The 17928-nt window shown below is 49.2% G+C and carries 19 protein-coding genes; all 19 read left to right on the forward strand.

The features are described from left to right. The 19 genes from ACZ481_RS09460 to ACZ481_RS09550 all read left to right on the forward strand — a co-directional run bounded on the left by ACZ481_RS09460 (position 1) and on the right by ACZ481_RS09550 (position 17840). Positions 1–342, forward strand: coding sequence for a DRTGG domain-containing protein (locus ACZ481_RS09460; protein ID WP_464769895.1), 342 nt, complete (start codon positions 1–3; stop codon positions 340–342). Next, the gene (locus ACZ481_RS09465) at positions 339–1082 is read left to right on the forward strand and encodes a PHP domain-containing protein (RefSeq protein ID WP_464769896.1); all 744 of its coding nucleotides are present in this window, start codon (positions 339–341) and stop codon (positions 1080–1082) included. The genes ACZ481_RS09460 and ACZ481_RS09465 overlap by 4 nt, the downstream gene beginning before the upstream one ends. A 60-nt stretch (positions 1083–1142) precedes the next feature. Next, complete coding sequence (gene nuoE, locus ACZ481_RS09470) at positions 1143–1649, forward strand: NADH-quinone oxidoreductase subunit NuoE (protein ID WP_464769897.1); 507 nt, start codon at positions 1143–1145, stop codon at positions 1647–1649. Positions 1650–1659: 10 nt separating this feature from the next. Next, positions 1660–2214: an ATP-binding protein gene (locus ACZ481_RS09475; RefSeq protein ID WP_464769898.1), complete on the forward strand. Its 555-nt coding sequence runs from the start codon at positions 1660–1662 to the stop codon at positions 2212–2214. Next, a complete protein-coding gene (locus tag ACZ481_RS09480; RefSeq protein WP_464769899.1) occupies positions 2211–2576 on the forward strand; it encodes a (2Fe-2S) ferredoxin domain-containing protein in 366 nt (121 codons plus the stop codon). Before ACZ481_RS09475 ends, ACZ481_RS09480 begins: the two co-directional genes overlap by 4 nt. A 36-nt stretch (positions 2577–2612) precedes the next feature. Then, on the forward strand, positions 2613–4403 hold the full coding sequence (gene nuoF, locus ACZ481_RS09485; protein WP_464769900.1) for an NADH-quinone oxidoreductase subunit NuoF: 1791 nt from the start codon (positions 2613–2615) through the stop codon (positions 4401–4403). A gap of 66 nt (positions 4404–4469) precedes the next feature. Then, entirely contained in the window at positions 4470–6197 is a 1728-nt protein-coding gene (locus ACZ481_RS09490; RefSeq protein WP_464769901.1) for an NADH-dependent [FeFe] hydrogenase, group A6, read from the forward strand. A 188-nt stretch (positions 6198–6385) separates the two neighbouring features. Next, positions 6386–7027 carry a redox-sensing transcriptional repressor Rex gene (locus tag ACZ481_RS09495; RefSeq protein ID WP_464769902.1) on the forward strand — a complete coding sequence of 214 codons (642 nt, stop codon included), beginning with the start codon at positions 6386–6388 and terminating at the stop codon, positions 7025–7027. Between the two features lie 450 nt (positions 7028–7477). Beyond that, positions 7478–8986, forward strand: coding sequence for an acetyl-CoA hydrolase/transferase family protein (locus ACZ481_RS09500; protein ID WP_464769903.1), 1509 nt, complete (start codon positions 7478–7480; stop codon positions 8984–8986). A 102-nt stretch (positions 8987–9088) separates the two neighbouring features. Then, complete coding sequence (locus tag ACZ481_RS09505; RefSeq protein WP_464770605.1) at positions 9089–10708, forward strand: acyl-CoA mutase large subunit family protein; 1620 nt, start codon at positions 9089–9091, stop codon at positions 10706–10708. A 21-nt stretch (positions 10709–10729) separates the two neighbouring features. After that, positions 10730–11122 carry a cobalamin B12-binding domain-containing protein gene (locus ACZ481_RS09510; RefSeq protein ID WP_464769904.1) on the forward strand — a complete coding sequence of 131 codons (393 nt, stop codon included), beginning with the start codon at positions 10730–10732 and terminating at the stop codon, positions 11120–11122. A 36-nt stretch (positions 11123–11158) separates the two neighbouring features. Next, positions 11159–12097: a methylmalonyl Co-A mutase-associated GTPase MeaB gene (gene meaB / locus ACZ481_RS09515; protein WP_464769905.1), complete on the forward strand. Its 939-nt coding sequence runs from the start codon at positions 11159–11161 to the stop codon at positions 12095–12097. Between the two features lie 109 nt (positions 12098–12206). Beyond that, the gene (gene mce / locus ACZ481_RS09520) at positions 12207–12650 is read left to right on the forward strand and encodes a methylmalonyl-CoA epimerase (protein ID WP_464769906.1); all 444 of its coding nucleotides are present in this window, start codon (positions 12207–12209) and stop codon (positions 12648–12650) included. Between the two features lie 27 nt (positions 12651–12677). Then, a complete protein-coding gene (mmdA, locus tag ACZ481_RS09525) occupies positions 12678–14207 on the forward strand; it encodes a methylmalonyl-CoA decarboxylase subunit alpha (RefSeq protein WP_464769907.1) in 1530 nt (509 codons plus the stop codon). A gap of 45 nt (positions 14208–14252) precedes the next feature. Next, positions 14253–14525, forward strand: coding sequence for a hypothetical protein (locus ACZ481_RS09530; protein ID WP_464769908.1), 273 nt, complete (start codon positions 14253–14255; stop codon positions 14523–14525). A gap of 39 nt (positions 14526–14564) precedes the next feature. After that, positions 14565–14963 carry a biotin/lipoyl-containing protein gene (locus tag ACZ481_RS09535; protein ID WP_464769909.1) on the forward strand — a complete coding sequence of 133 codons (399 nt, stop codon included), beginning with the start codon at positions 14565–14567 and terminating at the stop codon, positions 14961–14963. 134 nt (positions 14964–15097) lie between these two features. Beyond that, a complete protein-coding gene (locus ACZ481_RS09540; RefSeq protein ID WP_464769910.1) occupies positions 15098–16255 on the forward strand; it encodes a sodium ion-translocating decarboxylase subunit beta in 1158 nt (385 codons plus the stop codon). Positions 16256–16267: 12 nt separating this feature from the next. Continuing rightward, the gene (locus ACZ481_RS09545) at positions 16268–16417 is read left to right on the forward strand and encodes a hypothetical protein (protein ID WP_464769911.1); all 150 of its coding nucleotides are present in this window, start codon (positions 16268–16270) and stop codon (positions 16415–16417) included. A gap of 121 nt (positions 16418–16538) precedes the next feature. Beyond that, positions 16539–17840, forward strand: coding sequence for an SLC13 family permease (locus ACZ481_RS09550; protein ID WP_464769912.1), 1302 nt, complete (start codon positions 16539–16541; stop codon positions 17838–17840). The last annotated feature ends 88 nt before the right edge of the window (positions 17841–17928 follow it).

Below are 17928 nucleotides of genomic sequence, written 5' to 3' on the forward strand. Positions count from 1 at the left end.
GTGACTGTTGAAGAATTAATTACCCTATTGCCGCTGACAGTCGTGGCAGGGCGGTCCAGGCTTGGCAATGAAATTACCGGCGGTTATGTTTCAGACCTGCTGAGCAATGTTATGGGGCAGGCCTGTGCCGGCAATGTCTGGGTTACTATGCAGGGACATCAGAATATTGTGGCTGTTGCGTCCCTGACAGGGCTGGCGGCGGTGATTATTGCCGGTGGCGTTACACTTGACAAAGATGCCGCCAGCAAGGCCGAGGCGGAAGAAATCGTTGTGCTGAGTACGCCGCTTTCCTCGTTTGCGGTGGCCGGGCGCTTATACCAGCTGGGGATTGCCGGAAAATGATGCGCCGGTTTGTGGCGGATCTCCATGTCCATACGCTGTTATCACCTTGTGCGGCTGTCGAAATGACACCGCGCAATATTGTGTGGCATGCGGCAGAACATAAGATTGATATTATCGCCATTACTGACCATAATGCCTGTGATAATATCCCCGCCGCCCTGGAGGCCGCCAAAGGCACGGGTGTTACCGTCCTGTTAGGAATGGAGGTTGAAAGCAGGGAGGAAGTGCACCTGCTGGCTTTGTTTGACAAAATGCGGCAATTGCAAGAATGGGAATTGTTTACAAAAAATCATATGTCGGGACGCCTGAATGATGCGGCCCGGTTTGGCGCCCAGTTCATTGTTGATGCCGATGACAATTTTATCGCCGAAAAAAAAGAACTTTTACTATCATCCCTGACTGCCGGTGTTGCTGAAATATCCGAACAAATAAAACGTTTGGGCGGCATATGTATTGCCAGTCATATCGACAGGCCTGTATATAGCATTATCTCGCAACTGGGATTTATCCCGCCTGATGTTGAGTTGGCAGCAGTCGAAGTATCAAGGCATATGAATGCGCAAGCTGCATCTGTCCGTATTCCTGCTATTGGCGACCTGCCTGTAATAACTGCCTCAGATGCCCATGTGATGGAAGACTTTATCTACGGCCCGAAAACGGCTTTTTATCTTGAACAGCCGACAGTGGGAGAAATCCGGCAGGCATTATTATCTCAAAATTTACGAAGGGTGGTGGTGTAAGCCACTAATAGACCAAGCTTGCCAGTGACTAGTAATTTTTTTTCATAAGGAGGATGTAACATGAACAGCGATAAGGAAACCAAATGCTGCTGTGGCGGCGGTGAAGCAGGCAAGTTAGCACTTGACCAGCTGGACGAAGTGCTTGCAAAATATCAGGGGGTTAAAGGGGCTCTCATCCCTGTTCTGCAGGAAGCGCAACATGCCTACGGCTATTTGCCGAAAGCGGTAATACAGGCTATTGCTGAAAAAATGGCAATTCCTGTTAGCCAAATCTATGGGGTAGTGACTTTTTATTCCCAGTTTCATCTCAATCCCCGAGGAAAAAATATCGTCCGTGTCTGCCAGGGGACTGCCTGCCATGTGCGTGGAGCCAAAGCAATTCTTACTACACTGGAAGAGAATTTGCAAGTTAAAGCCGGCGGCACCACCCCGGATCTGAAGTTCACATTGGAAACGGTAGCCTGCATAGGCGCCTGCGGGCTGGCTCCGGTGTTAATGGTTAATGATGATACTCATGGTCGGCTGACTACTGAAGTAATACCTGAGATCCTGGCAAAATACGCCTGATAATAACGATATGCGTGAACTATCACTTCATATCCTGGATTTGGTGCAAAACTCGCTTGAAGCCGGAGCCAATATTATTAAACTGGAAGTTATTGAAGATCTGTCAGCAGATGTTTTACTTATCCGCGTGGCTGATAACGGGCGGGGTATGGATGAGAAGCTCCGTCAACTCGTAATTGACCCTTTTGTTACTACCAGGATGACTCGGCGCGTTGGCTTAGGGCTGCCGTTAATGGAGATGTCGACCAAGCGCTGTGACGGATATTTAAAGATTGAATCAGCGCCCGGCCAAGGTACGGTAATAGAAGCCAGTTACCGCCATCATCATTTGGACCGACCTCCACTAGGTGACATAGTAGAGACAATTAAGACAATTCTTGTTGCTAACCCCACATTGGACTTTTTGTATCGTCATACTGTCGATGACAGGATTTTTACTGTTTCTTCCCGGGAGTTGGCCGATATACTGGATGGCGTATCCCTGACCCAACCAGATATATTAATCTGGCTCCATAACTATTTGTCCGATCATATAGCTAATTTGTACGGAGGTGTCGAAAAGTGAAAACATTAGAGGATTTAAAACGCCTACGGGAACAGCTTAAAACCAAAAATACCGTGCGCCACGAAGGCGGCATCCAAATTATTGTTGGCATGGGTACTTGCGGAATAGCTGCCGGCGCCCGCCAGGTTATGACTGCTATTTTAGATGAGATTGCCAAACAGAATCTGCAGGGGGTTAAAGTTAGCCAGACCGGCTGTATCGGCATGTGTGAGAAAGAAGTACTGGTGGATGTTGTTCGTCCTAACGAACCGAGAATAACCTATGGCCGGGTTACCGTAGACGACATCCCTAAAATTATTACCGAACATGTTGTTAACGGGAGCATTGTCGCAGAGCTTGCTGTTGGCAAATTCACTGAATAAATATATAATCTTGCTAGATTAACGGGAGGGGATAATATGGAACGCATAAGAGCGCATGTGCTCCTTTGCGCCGGTACTGGCTGTGTGTCTTCAGGCTCGAAAAAGGTTGAAGCGGCCTTCCGCCAGGAACTGGCCAAAAAGGGCTTAGATAAAGAGGTAAAAATTGTCGAAACAGGCTGCCACGGTTTCTGTGAAATGGGACCGTTGGTAATTATTTATCCGGAAGGAACCTTTTATGTCCGGGTTCAGGAAGAGGATGTGGCCGAGCTTGTTGAGACCCATCTGTTCAAGGGGCGGATTGTAGAACGGCTGCTGTACAAAGAACCGATTACCCATGAAAAGATCCCCAGCTATAATGATATTGTTTTCTATAAGAAGCAAATGCGCTATGTACTGGCCAATTGCGGGCACATTGATCCTGAAGATATTAACGAATATATTGCCGAAGGCGGCTATGAGGGCCTCGGCAAGGCGCTTACGGAAATGCAGTCGGCCGATGTTGTGGCGGAAATCAAAAAATCCGGGCTCAGGGGCCGGGGCGGCGGCGGTTTCCCGACCGGCATGAAGTGGGAGTTCACCCGTAATGCTCCCGGTACGAAAAAATATGTGGTATGTAATGCCGACGAAGGGGATCCGGGCGCTTTCATGGACCGCAGTGTGCTGGAGGGCGACCCGCACCGGGTGATTGAAGGCATGGCTATCTGCGGCTATGCTATTGGGGCCGACGAAGGGTATGTATATGTCCGGGCCGAGTATCCGCTGGCGATTAAACGCCTGAGAATTGCAATCAAGCAAGCCGAGGAACTGGGTTTATTAGGGGATAATATACTCAATTCGGGTTTTAATTTCAGACTGAAAATTAAGGAAGGCGCCGGCGCTTTTGTGTGCGGTGAAGAAACAGCCCTGCTGGCGTCAATTGAAGGCAAGCGCGGCATGCCGCGGCCCCGTCCGCCGTTTCCGGCTATTTCCGGGTTATGGGGCAAGCCTACCAATATCAACAATGTGGAGACTTTTGGCAATGTGCCGCAGATTATTACCAAAGGTGCGGACTGGTATGCCTCAATCGGCACTGAGCGCAGCAAAGGCACGAAGGTATTCGCCCTTACCGGCCGGATTAACAATACCGGCCTGGCCGAAGTTCCCATGGGTATCACCATGCGGGAAATCATTTACGAAATCGGCGGCGGCATTCCTAACGGCAAACAATTTAAGGCTGTGCAAATCGGCGGTCCGTCCGGCGGCTGTCTGCCGGAAAACATGCTGGATCTGCCTGTAGATTATGATTCATTGATTAAAGCCGGGGCGATGATGGGGTCCGGCGGCCTTGTTGTTATGGATGAAACCACCTGCATGGTCGACGTTGCCAAGTTTTTCCTTAATTTCACCCAGTCCGAGTCCTGCGGCAAATGTACGCCCTGCCGGGAAGGGACCAAACGCATGCTGGAGATTCTTACCCGCATAACCGAAGGGCTGGGACGTCCCGGTGATATCGCACTGCTCGAATCGATGGCCAAAAATATTAAAACCACCGCCTTGTGCGGCCTTGGCCAGACCGCTCCCAATCCGGTGCTCTCTACCCTGCACTATTTCCGGGACGAGTATGAGGCCCATATCCACGAGCAACGCTGCCCGGCCGGCGCCTGCACCAGCCTGCTGCAATACAGCATTACCGATACCTGTAAAGGCTGCGGCTTGTGCAAAAAGGTGTGCCCGGTGGAAGCTATCAGTGGTGAGGTCAAGGCTCAGCATGAGATTGATTTGTCAAAATGCATCAAGTGTGGTGCCTGCATGGCCAAATGTCCGTTCAAATCAATTATAAAAGCATAGACTGCTTACAGCGCTGCTGCTAATTACCAAACACTAGAATGCTTGAAAAGAGAGGGTGACACGATAATGGAAATGGTTAATATAACAATCGATGGGCAAAAGGTTTCTGTGCCAAAAACATCGACTGTCCTGGAAGCGACAATTTCGCTGGGCATAAAAGTGCCGACTTTGTGCTATCATCCTGAACTGCGTGTGGAAGGGGCCTGCCGGGTATGCATGGTGGAAGTCGAAGGCGCCCGCAGTTTGGTTGCCTCCTGCGTATATCCCGTTAATGAGGGAATGGTTGTCCGGACCAATACCGCCCAGGTGCGGGAAGCCCGGAAAATGGTGGTTGAGCTCCTGTTGGCCAACCATCCGACAGAATGCCTGTCCTGCCAGCGCAACTTACATTGTGAATTGCAGAATATGGCCGCCGATCTGGGGGTCAGGGAAATCCGGTTTGACGGCGAAAAGAAAGAGTATCCCCTGGACGATAAAAACCCGTCTCTGGTCCGCGATCAAAGCAAATGTATTTTATGCGGCCGCTGCATCCGGGCCTGCAGCGAACGGCAGGGGGTTCATGTGTACAGTTTTGCCAACCGGGGCTTTAACACCACCGTTGTCCCGGCCTTTAACCTGGGCCTGGATGAAGTGGCCTGCACGTATTGCGGGCAGTGCGCGGCGGTGTGTCCGACCGGCGCTATTGTTGAAAAAGACGATACCGACGCGGTGTGGCAGGCTCTCAGTGATCCGGCAAAACATGTTATTGTGCAAACTGCGCCTGCCGTACGGGTTGCTTTAGGCGAGGCACTGGGGCTGCCCCATGGGACAATTGTTACCGGCAAGATGGTAGCCGCTTTAAAACGGCTGGGCTTTAACAAGGTCTTTGATACCGACTTTTCTGCCGACCTTACTATCTGGGAAGAGGGGTCGGAATTTATTGACCGCCTGAGCAATGGCGGCAAGCTGCCGATGATTACCTCCTGCAGCCCGGGCTGGGTTAACTTCATTGAGTTAAAATATCCCGATCTGTTAGATCATCTGTCCTCTGCCAAGTCACCGCAACAGATGTTTGGCGCACTGGCTAAAACGTATTATGCCGAAAAGGCAGGCATTGATCCTAAGGATATTGTTTCTGTATCCATCATGCCGTGTACAGCTAAAAAAGCGGAAGCGGCCCGGCCGGAGATGAAATCCAGCGGCTATCAGGATGTTGACTATGTCCTGACCACCCGTGAATTATCCCGGATGATCCGCGCCGCGGGCTTAACCTTTGAAAGTCTGGCAGAGGCCGAGTTTGACGCACCTCTGGGCCTCGGTTCAGGGGCCGGAGTCATTTTCGGTGCTACCGGCGGGGTTATGGAAGCTGCCCTCCGGACAGTTGTCAAACTGGTTACAGGCAATGAGCTTGATAATATTGAGTTCCATGCCGTTCGCGGCATGAATGGCATTAAAGAGGCTGAAGTGCCGGTAACAGAAGGCCTGACTGCCAAAGTCGCCGTCGCCCATACGTTGGCCAACGCCCGTGTGCTGCTTGATAAAATCCGGGCCGGTGAGGCTGATTATCACTTTATTGAAATCATGGCTTGCCCCGGCGGTTGTTCAGGCGGCGGCGGTCAACCGATCATTACGTCGGCCGAACACCGGCAAAAACGTATTGATGCCATTTATGAATGCGATAAGTGCTCCACCCTGCGGAAGTCGCATGATAATCCGGCCATTGCCGAACTTTATGAGACCTGGTTGGGTAAACCGCTGGGGGAAAAGTCGCACCACCTGCTGCATACTCACTATCATCCACAAAAGAAATGTTAACCCCTTCAAAGAAAGGGATGTCCGCAGGACATCCCTTTCTCGTTTTCTTTTAGGATAATTATTTGTTAAATGTGAAAATTAAAAGTAGTAGCAGGAATTAACCGGTGCGAGTGAGAATAAATTACAAATAACATTAAAGGAACATAAGCTGCTGATAAGCGCTTGTACTGCTAGGGAGAGTTGTTTCAATGAAAGAACACAAAGAGAATGCTGTGATCTCTAAAGCAACGATTGATAGACTGCCGCTTTATTATCGGGCCCTTAAACTAAGTCAGGAGGAAGGGATTGAGATTATATCCTCAGACGAACTGGGGCGGAAAATTGGCGTTACACCGGAGCAGATACGCAAGGATTTATCCGCTTTCGGCGAGTTTGGGAAAAAAGGCGTTGGCTATTACGTGCGCGAGCTTATGCGTAATATCGGCGAAATTCTCGGACTTAACCGGAAATGGAATATTGCTATTGCCGGTGTGGGGCATCTGGGCTGGGCTTTGGCCAATTATGCCAACTTTTCACCCCAGGGATTTCAATTACAGGCTATTTTTGATATTGACCCCGATAAAATCGGGCGCTATATTAATGAAATCGAAATTTTTCATGTCGGCAGAATACCGGAAATCGTTGCAGCCAGGAATATTCAAATCGGGATAGTCACGGTGCCGGCCGAATATGCCCAGGACATTGCAACCCGCTATATTGAGGCCGGAATCAAAGGGATCTGGAATTTTGCGCCGATTAAGCTTGAGGTGCCCACAAATGTCCATGTAGTCAGTGAAGACCTGTCAATAGGCTTAAGCAGTATGTCCTATTATCTTTCCCGCCAATTATGATGAGCAGGCCGGCTTGTACCGGAGGTTTGGCACCGGCACAAGCCGCTGCCGCCCGGAGCCGGCATAAACTACTTTACCAAGAACGGAAAATGCAAAAAAAATTAAAAAAATTAGATTATCGTAGCAGGATTTTTATTTCCATCGTAGAATACCTATAGTGTAAAACAATATAATTATAGTATTAATCTATAATTACAGACAGACGGCTTTTTGCTTTCTGAAAGTATACCTGAAAACTACGCCCTTATGGTCTGTTGCCCTGCCGGTAATGGATAATTTAGTAAGTGCGCACCTAGGTTTTTTTGTTTAGTACAAAATAAACCAATAGGTGCTTTTTTATTGCCATAACCAGAGTGGCGTAGAATAATTTTTGCGGTTTCCCGAATAATAACAATGATTATCTCTAAAAATTATATAAAATTTAACCGCATCCTGAAGGGAGAGTACGCAATGATTGACATTAAAGACCGTGTCAGAAACAAAGCTCTGCAGGCCAAAATTGTTAGCGCGGAGCAAGCGGCTGCCAGTATTAAGCCGGGAATGAACATTGGCGCCAGCGGCTTTACGCCCGCAGGCTATCCAAAGGCTGTGCCGCTGGCACTGGCAGAGAGAATGAAACAGGAGCAATTTACCGTAAACCTGTGGACAGGGGCCTCGGTAGGCAAGGAGCTTGACGGGGCTTTGGCCGATGCCAAAGGGATTGCTAAACGGTTGCCCTATCAAACCAACGACAGCATCAGAAAAGCAATTAATAACGGTACGATTCAGTATACCGACCTGCATTTAAGCCATGTGGCCCAAATGTCACGGTATGGTTTCCTGGGCGGCAAGGTGGATGTTGCCATTATCGAAGCTTGCGCGATTACGGAAGAGGGGCATATTGTACCAACCACTTCGCTTGGCAATTCGGCTTCCTTTGTTCAAAGCGCTGATTTTGTAATTGTTGAGATTAATACTTCCCAACCGCTTGAACTGGAAGGCATGCATGATGTCTATGTGCCGCTTGATCCTCCCCATCGGCAGCCGATACCGCTTGTTAAAGCCGATGACCGGATTGGAACGCCTTATATTCCGTGCGACCCGGAAAAAATTGCCTACATAGTTCCTTGCGATATTAAGGATGATGTCCGGCCGCTGGCAGCCATTGATGATGATGCCCGGGCGATGACCGGGCATCTGATTGAATTCCTCAAACAAGAGATAAAAGCAGGCCGTATGCCGGAAAATCTGCTGCCGCTGCAATCGGGAGTAGGCTCGGTGGCCAATGCCGTAGTGGCCGGATTAGCTGATTCGGATTTTGAAAACCTTACTGTATATACCGAGGTTATTCAAGATGGCATGTTTGACCTTATTGACGCCGGTAAACTGACTTTTGCCTCCGGCACCTCCATTACGCCTTCGCCTGACGGCTTAAAACGGCTTTATGATAATATTGGTGAATATCGCAAAAAAATTCTTCTGCGGCCGCAGGAGGTTGCAAACAGCCCGGAAGTGGCCCGGCGCATCGGTGTAATTGCCATGAATACGGCAATTGAATTCGATATATTCGGACATGTCAATTCAACCCATATTATGGGTACGAAAATGATGAACGGGATTGGCGGGTCGGGTGACTTTGCCCGTAATGCCTACCTTACTTTCTTCTTTACGAATTCGATCGCTAAAAAAGGCGATATTTCTTCTGTTGTCCCGATGTGCTCGCATTTTGACCATACTGAGCATGATGTTGATGTATTTATCACTGAACGGGGTGTTGCCGATATCCGCGGCTTAAGTCCCAAAGAACGGGCGCGGGTTATTATCAATAATTGTGCCCATCCTGATTATCAGCCCATGCTGCTGGATTATCTTGACCGGGCTGAAAAAGCCACAGGTTATGCCCATACCCCGCATCTCATAAATGAGGCTCTGTCCTGGCATACTCGCTTCCTGGAAACAGGCAGTATGAAAATAAAATAGGAAGACAGCCTTGGGGCCAGTCTTTCAGCTGCAGTAAGGAATATATACTTAAAGGAGGAATTAGAAATGTGCACAGCTAGCACAAATAGTTTGAAAGAAAAAATGGCTGAGTACACCGGTAAGGTGGAAAAAGCACTTGCAAAATTTCCCGAGCGGAAAAACCTGGCTTACAACAGGCTTTATACTCCGCTTGATATTGAAGGTCTTGACTATGAAAAAGATCTCAGCTTTCCGGGCCAATATCCGTTTACGCGCGGTGTACAACCTACTATGTACCGCGGTCGTTTTTGGACAATGCGTATGTATGCCGGCTTCTCAACGGCCGAGGAATCCAACAAGCGTTACCGCTATCTGTTAGAGTCGGGCGGCACCGGCCTTTCCTGCGCGTTTGACCTGCCAACCCAGATTGGCTATGATTCTGACGATGCCATCTCCGAAGGCGAAGTGGGTAAAGTAGGCGTGGCTATTGACTCGCTGGCCGATATGGAAATTCTGTTTGACAGCATTGATCTTGGTAAGGTTTCCACTTCCATGACGATTAATGCCCCTGCTTCGGTGCTGCTGGCTATGTACATTGCCGTGGCCGAGAAGCAAGGCGTCAGCCCGGATAAACTCAACGGCACCATTCAGAACGACATTCTTAAAGAGTACGCTGCCCGGGGCACCTATATATTCCCGCCCAAACCCTCGATGCGTCTTATTACTAACATTTTTGAATACTGCTCAAAGAATGTCCCTAACTGGAATACCATTTCAATTTCCGGTTATCATATCCGTGAAGCCGGTTCCACCGCTTCGCAGGAAATTGCCTTTACCATAGCAGACGGTATTGCCTATGTGGACGCTGCTATTAAAGCTGGCTTGAATGTCGATGATTTTGCCGGCCGTCTGTCCTTCTTCTGGAATGCGCATAATAATGTGCTGGAAGAAGTGGCCAAATTCCGTGCTTCCCGCCGCGTATGGGCGAAGGTAATGAAAGAGCGTTTTGGCGCTACTAATCCTAAGTCCTGGATGCTGCGGGTGCATACTCAGACTGCCGGGTCCATGCTGACTGCGCAGCAGCCTGACAACAACGTTGTCCGTGTTGCTTTGCAAACGGCCGCCGCGGTGCTTGGCGGCACGCAGTCGCTGCATACCAACTCCAAAGACGAAGCGCTGGCGCTGCCGACGGAGGATTCCGTGCGTGTTGCCCTGCGCACCCAGCAAATTGTCGCCTATGAAAGCGGCTTGGCCGATGTGGTTGACCCGTTGGCCGGATCTTATTATATTGAGGCTCTTACCAATCAAATTGAAAAAGAAGCCTGGGAATATATCGGCAAGATTGACGATCTGGGCGGCGCTGTTGTGGCTATTGAAAAAGGCTATATTCAGCGTGAAATTCAGGAAAGTGCCTATAAATGGCAAATGGAAGTGGAAAACAAACAACGTATTATCGTTGGTGTTAACCAGTTCCAGGTTGAAGAGAAACCGGTTGAAGGATTATTGCGTGTTGATGCGTCTGTCGGTGAGCTGCAAAAGAAAAAGCTGGCTGACCTTAGAGCCCGCCGCGACAATGGGGCGGTTGCCGACAAATTGGCCGCACTGGAAGCAGGCTGCAAAGATGAGAATACCAATCTTATGCCTCTCATCCTTGATGCCGTTAAAGTCTATGCAACCCTGGGAGAAATTTGTGGCGTAATGCGCAAGGTGTTCGGTGAATACGAAGCGCATGTAAGCCTATAAGCTGAGTAGGAGGGACCAACGATGGAAAAACGTATTAGAGTATTGGTAGCAAAGCCTGGCCTGGATGGTCATGACCGCGGCGCCAAAGTCGTAGCCCGCGCTCTCCGCGATGCCGGCTTTGAAGTAATATATACCGGTCTTCGTCAGACGCCGGAGCAAATTGTGGAAGCAGCCCTGCAGGAAGACGTAAACGTGGTGGCCTTAAGTCTGTTATCAGGCGCCCATAATCATCTTTTCCCGCGCATTGTTGCCATGTGCAAAGAAAAAGGCATGAACGATGTATTGATTGTAGGCGGCGGTGTTATTCCTGACGCTGACATTGCCGGTCTGAAAGCTGCCGGCGTATCTGAGGTATTTACCCCGGGAACCCCGACCGGCAATATTGTTGAATTTATTAAAACCAATGTAAAATAAGTGCTTGTCATTGCGTAACTGGGCAGGTGATATAGAATGAATATTGTAGAAGAAGTGCTGGCAGGGTCCAAGCGGGCCCTGGCCCGCGCCATCACTGCTGTTGAAAATGAATATGATGAAGCAGCCGAGATCATGCAAAAGCTCTATCCTCACACCGGCAAAGCCCACGTGATTGGCATTACCGGCCCGCCTGGTGCAGGGAAAAGCACGCTTACCGATAAATTGGCCAAAGAATACCGCCTGCAGGGAAAAACAGTTGGTATTATTGCTGTTGATCCGACCAGTCCCTTTTCCGGTGGTGCCATTTTAGGTGACCGTATCCGGATGAACGAACTGACCCTGGACGAGGGTGTTTTTATCCGGAGCATGGGAACCAGAGGCAGCCTGGGCGGTTTATCGCGCAAAACGGCAGAAGCGGCGAAAATAATGGATGCCGCCGGCAAAGATGTTATTTTTATTGAAACCGTAGGTGTTGGTCAGTCTGAAGTCGATGTCATCAAAGCTACTGATACCACTATTGTTGTATTGGTGCCCGGCCTTGGTGACGATATTCAGGCAATCAAAGCCGGGATACTGGAAATAGCCGATATTTTTGCTATTAACAAAGCAGACCGCGATGGTGTGGAGCGATTAAATAACGAGATCGAAATGATGCTCGAATTGAATCAAACGATGGTTGACTGGCGGCCGCCGGTGAAGCGGACGGTAGCCAGCAAGGGCGAAGGCATTGCCGAGCTCATCAGTGCAGTTGAGGATCATATTACTCATCTTCATCAGTCCGGGCAGTTAGCGGTGCGGCGTACGGAGCGGACAAAAAATGAACTGCTGGCCCTGCTGGATGAGCAAATTGGCCGGCATATTCTCCGGCAGATTACAACTGGCGGCGACTTCGATAAATTGGTAGCCTCAGTGGAAAAACGGGAACAGGACCCGTATACGGTTGTCGCTGCCTTATTGCGACAAATGTTGCGTTAAGGGAAAAATATACCATTGATATGGGAAAATATAGTACCAGATATTAAAATATGGTATCATATATATAGATTGTAATAATCAATCGAATTTATAATAGGAGGTAATGGATATGTCACAAGCTTGTGCCGGCGGCGTTAATGCCCGCAAATTTAAAGTTCTTAGAGTCGACCACATCGGAATTGCAGTAAAAGATATGGAACAGGCTAAGAAGTTTTACACTGATGTGCTTGGTATGACCGCCATGGGAGAAGAAGTTGTTGAAGAACAAAAAGTAAAAGTTTGCTTTATTCCCTGTGGCGACAGCGAGGTTGAGCTATTAGAGTCAACATCTCCCGATGGCCCTGTCGCTAAATTCATCGAAAAAAACGGTGAAGGCATTCAGCATGTTGCCCTGCGTGTCGACAACATTGAGGCTGCTCTTGCTGATCTCAAAGAACAAGGTGTCCGTCTGATTGATCAGGCGCCGCGGTATGGTGCCGGCGGTGCAAGCATTGCTTTTGTTCATCCGAAGGCAACCGGCGGCATCCTGCTCGAACTTTCGGAAAGAAAGTAGTTCTTACGTAATGGAGGTGTTTTTCTAATGGCTACAATCCAGGAAAAAATTGAAGATCTAAAAAAACGCCAGGAGAAAGTAAAGCTAGGCGGGGGCCAGAAGCGTATCGACAAGCAGCATGCCAGCGGTAAGCTCACTGCCCGTGAACGTGTGGAAAAACTGCTGGATCCTGGAACCTTTGTTGAACTTGATCAATTTGTCAGTCATCGCTGCACCAACTTCGGCATGGAGGCAGTCGAAGCTCCGGGTGAAGGTGTGGTAACAGGCTATGGCACAGTTGACGGCCGTTTAGTCTATGTGTTTGCCCAGGATTTCACCGTAATCGGCGGTTCGCTGGGGGAAATGCATGCTGCGAAAATTGTGAAAGTACAGAAACTGGCGCTGAAAATGGGCGCTCCCTTGATTGGCATTAATGATTCGGGCGGTGCCCGGATTCAGGAAGCCGTCGATGCCCTGGCCGGTTATGGCAAGATTTTTTATGAGAATACCCTGGCTTCGGGTGTAATTCCCCAGATTTCGGTAATTATGGGACCCTGCGCTGGTGGAGCAGTATACTCTCCAGCACTGACTGACTTCATATATATGGTGAAGAACACTAGTCAGATGTTTATTACCGGACCTCAGGTTATTAAATCAGTAACCGCTGAAGAAGTGACTGCAGAGGCATTAGGCGGCGCTATGACTCATAACTCAACTTCGGGTGTGGCTCACTTCGCAACTGAAAATGACGATGACTGCATGCAGCAGGTTCGCTATCTCCTGAGCTTTTTGCCAAGCAACAACATGGACGATGCTCCTATTGTTGACACTGGTGATGATGCTAACCGGATGGACGAAGGGCTGAATACACTTTTACCTGATAACCCAAATCAGCCATACAACATGAAAGATGTTATTAAATCTGTTGTCGATAATGGCGAATTCTATGAAGTCCTTGCTCATTACGCGCAAAACATTATTACCTGCTTTGCCCGGTTTGACGGTCAACCGGTAGGTATTATTGCCAATCAGCCTAACGTTATGGCTGGCTGCCTTGATATCAACGCTTCAGACAAGTCTTCACGTTTTATTCGTTTCTGTGATGCTTTCAACCTGCCACTTGTTAATCTTGTTGATGTTCCTGGCTTCCTGCCTGGTACTGATCAAGAATATGGCGGCATTATTCGCCATGGGGCTAAAATGCTATATGCTTATTCTGAAGCAACTGTGCCTAAAATTACAGTTATTACCCGTAAAGCTTACGGCGGCTCATATCTGGCTATGTGCTCGCAAGATTTGGGCGCTGATCAGGTTCTGGCATGGCCGTCGGCCGAGATTGCTGTTATGGGCCCGGCCGGTGCCGCGAATATCATCTTCCGCGGTGATGCTGAGGCTGAAGCGAAAACAGCAAAATATGTCGAAGATTTCGCCACCCCGTATAAAGCGGCAGAACGCGGTTTCGTTGATCAGGTCATTGAGCCGAAGGAAACCCGTCCCCGGATTATTACCGCGCTCAATATGCTCTCTTCCAAGCGCGAACAGCGTCCAGCCAAAAAACACGGTAATATTCCTCTCTAATTCTCTCGCTTAAACTTCCGTACTGGATAGAAAGGGGATAGTGAAGTGGGCTTTTTTGATTCGTTATTTGGCAAACCTGAGCCGCCTAAGGCAAAAAAGAAAAAGAAAGAATCCGTAGCTGCAGCAACGGAATCAGCGGATGAGACCGCCATGGCCGTAGAGGCCCAGGGGGTTAGCCCGGAGATTGTTGCCGCTATTACCGCCAGCATCTATGCCATGATGGGTACCGGCAACCTAGCCATTAAGATTACCCGCACCGGCAACCAGTGGGCAAACGTCGGCCGGCAAAAAATTATGGACAGCCGTCAGTTTGCTTAAGACATATAGAACACCATCAATGAATGGAGGTCTGTTAGAATGAAAAAATTCAATGTAACAGTTAATGGTAATACTTATGAAGTGGAAGTAGAAGAGGTGGGTGGCGCCGTTTCCGCTCAGCCGCGTCCGGCCGCAGCGCCTGTAGCCGCAGCACCGGCAGCAGCAGCTCCGGCTCCGGCTGCCCCTAAAGCACCGGCGGCCGCGCCCGCCCAGGTTTCTGCCGGCGACAGCCCCGTAGCTGCCCCCATGCCTGGAAAAATAGCTAAAGTTGTTGCTAAACCTGGCCAAAAAGTCAAAAAGGGTGATGTCATCCTGATTCTTGAAGCCATGAAAATGCAAAATGAGATTGGTTCGCCTGCTGACGGCACGGTTAAGTCCATTAATGTAAACCCCGGCCAAAATGTAAAGCCAGGCGAGGTTATGGCTGTTATCGGTTAATTCAGCCGGGTAATTGTGTGCGGCTCAGCTTGCGCCGCACCATTACCTCCTCTTGGTGTATGTTAGACCAGGAATATGTTTATCGTTGCTAATGTAATTTTTCACAAACATAACTTAGGAGGTACAAATTACACATGGAAGCATTGATTCACCAGTATCCGTGGCTCGATGAGCTGCTCATGGGTTTCCTCGGCCTTTCCTGGAAACATGCGGTTATGTGGGGCGTAGGGGCCCTGCTCATCTATCTCGCAGTCAAGCATGACTATGAACCGGCACTGCTGTTACCGATTGGTTTTGGTGCAATTCTGGCCAATATTCCCCATTCTTCGGCAGTCTCAACCCATCCCGGTGAGGAAGGGTTCCTGATCGTTCTTTATAATGCGGGCATTGCCAATGAGCTTTTCCCTGTACTTATTTTTATCGCCATTGGCGCAATGTGCGATTTTACACCGCTGATCCGCCGTCCGTCGGTCATGTTGTTTGCCGCTGCCGCTCAGTTTGGTATTTTTGCCACCGCGGTAGGTGCGACTTTGGTAGGCTTCTCCTTTGAACACGCTGCCTCTATCGGCATCATTGGCGCCGCCGACGGCCCGACAACCATTTATGTGGCCAGCCGTTTTGCCAAAGAACTGCTAGGACCACTGTCTGTTGCCGCTTATTGCTACATGTCATTGGTTCCGGTTATCCAGCCGCCTGTTATCCGGGCACTGACCACCGTCAACGAACGTAAAATCAAGATGGGTTTTGAAGGCGAAGAACCTGTTTCTCAAACCACAAAATTCTTCTTCCCGATTATGATTGTTGTTATTGCCGGCATCGTTGCCCCCATCTCTGTCGCTCTGATCGGCAGCCTGATGTTCGGTAACCTGCTGAAAGAAAGCGGTGTTGTTGAGAATCTCTCCAACTGCGCCCAGAATGAACTTGCCAACCTTGTTACCCTGGTATTGGGAATAACCATTGGCGGCACCATGTCAGCGGAACGTTTCTTAACTTTTGATGTTCTTTTGATTATGGCCCTGGGAGCCGTAGCCTTCGTCTTTGATACGGCCGGCGGCGTACTCTTTGCCAAGCTTTTAAACACTTTCAACCCGACTAAGATCAATCCGATGATTGGCGCCTGCGGCATATCGGCTTTCCCCATGTCCGGCCGGGTTATTGCCAAAATGGCACTGAAAGAAGATCCCACTAATTTTATTATCCAGCATGCTATCGGGGTAAACGTAGCCGGGCAGGTTGCATCTGTTGTGGCCGGCGGACTGGTACTTGCTCTGATTCCGGCACTGGCGAAATAGGGAGGTAAATACATGGAAACCGCAACTTCAAAAGCTTTAACTCTGATGGCAATTGCCCTGCCGACAATGTTTGCTGTTATTGGTGTTTTCATTTTTGCAACCAAGGCTCTGCATGCTGCTTTCCCGGCACCGGTGGAAGATGAGGATGAAGAGGAAGAATAAAAGCATAATATTTTGGATACCAGCAAAACGATGATTCCTGTACTAGATTCGCTCACTGATTTTTGCCCGAAATAGACATAGTTTAGCTGGACTATCATATGCAGTAGGGAGAGAGATGTTTATGGAGATCAGTACCGCTGCGCTGGCGTCAATTATTGCGCTGGCCATTGTAGTTCTCATTTCCTGCTTTAAGGAAATGAATGTTGGTATTCTGGGTATTGCTTCGGCATTACTTGTGGGTATCGTGTTCTCCGGCATGAAAGTCGCGGCTATCTTTAAAGGCTGGCCGGTCGGGCTGTTCATGATCTTGATTGGTGTTACCTTTATGTTTGCCTGCGCTCAGGTGAATGGGACGATGGAGAAGTTCAGCGCCTATGCTGTGCGCTTAGCCAAAGGCAATACGGCCTTAATTCCGGTTATCCTGTTTTTGCTGATCACACTTGTTACGACAATTGGTCCTGGCAATATTGCCGCTACTGCGCTTATGGCCCCGGTAGCCATGGCGATTGCCGGCCGTATCGGCTTACCGGCGTTTGCCATGACCTTGCTGGTAGTCGGCGCTGCCAACGGGGCAGCATTCTCACCCTTTGCCCCAACCGGTATTATCTCTAATGGTATTATTGCCAAAATGGCTCCCGGTTTGGGAATACCTGCCGACCAGCTTAACAGCCTCGCCTGGAAGGTGCATTTTAACTCGGAAATCGTTCAGGGCATAGTAAACTTCGGCGGTTTCTTCCTGCTTGGCGGCCTGGCCTGGATGCGCAAGCAGCGGGGAGCTTCGGCCCTTAATATTGATGAAATTGCCCCCAAGCCTGAACCCTTTACAACTCAGCAAATAGCAACTTTGGTCGGCATTGCCGCCTTAGTACTGTCCGTAATTGTTCTTAAATGGGATGTTGGCGCCGTCGCGTTCGGCATTGGCGCAATCTTTATGCTGTTTGGCATTGCCGATGACGCCAAAGCAGTCAAAGCGATGCCCTGGGGTGTAATCCTCATGGTGTGCGGTATGTCGGTTCTGATTGATATCATGGATCAGGCCGGTGGTTTAAGTGCTCTTGTCAAAATGATTGCTGTTGTCTCTAACCCGACAACCGTTAATGGTGTATTAGGTTTCATTACCGGCCTTATCTCAGCCTACTCCAGTTCTTCGGGTGTGGTAATGCCGATGTTTTTACCCATGGTGCCTGGTATTATTGAACAAATTGGCGGCGGCAATCCGATTGCCATTATCTCGTCAATTAACATTGGTTCGCATCTTGTCGATACCTCACCGCTGTCAACTCTCGGTGCACTTTGCATTGCGTGTGCCGCTGAGCATGAAGACAAAGCTAAATTGTTCAGAAATTTGATGTTATGGGGCTTGTCCATGGCGGTCGTTGGTGCTTTGGTATGTTATGTAGCCTTTGGCATCCTGGGACTATAAATTAGAATAAACAAGACGGGGGAGGGGGCTCCCCTCTCCCGTCTTTTTATTTTAATTAGTTTTACTGAAAAAAATAGCAATTTATGTC

This window comes from Sporomusa intestinalis (assembly GCF_055383785.1).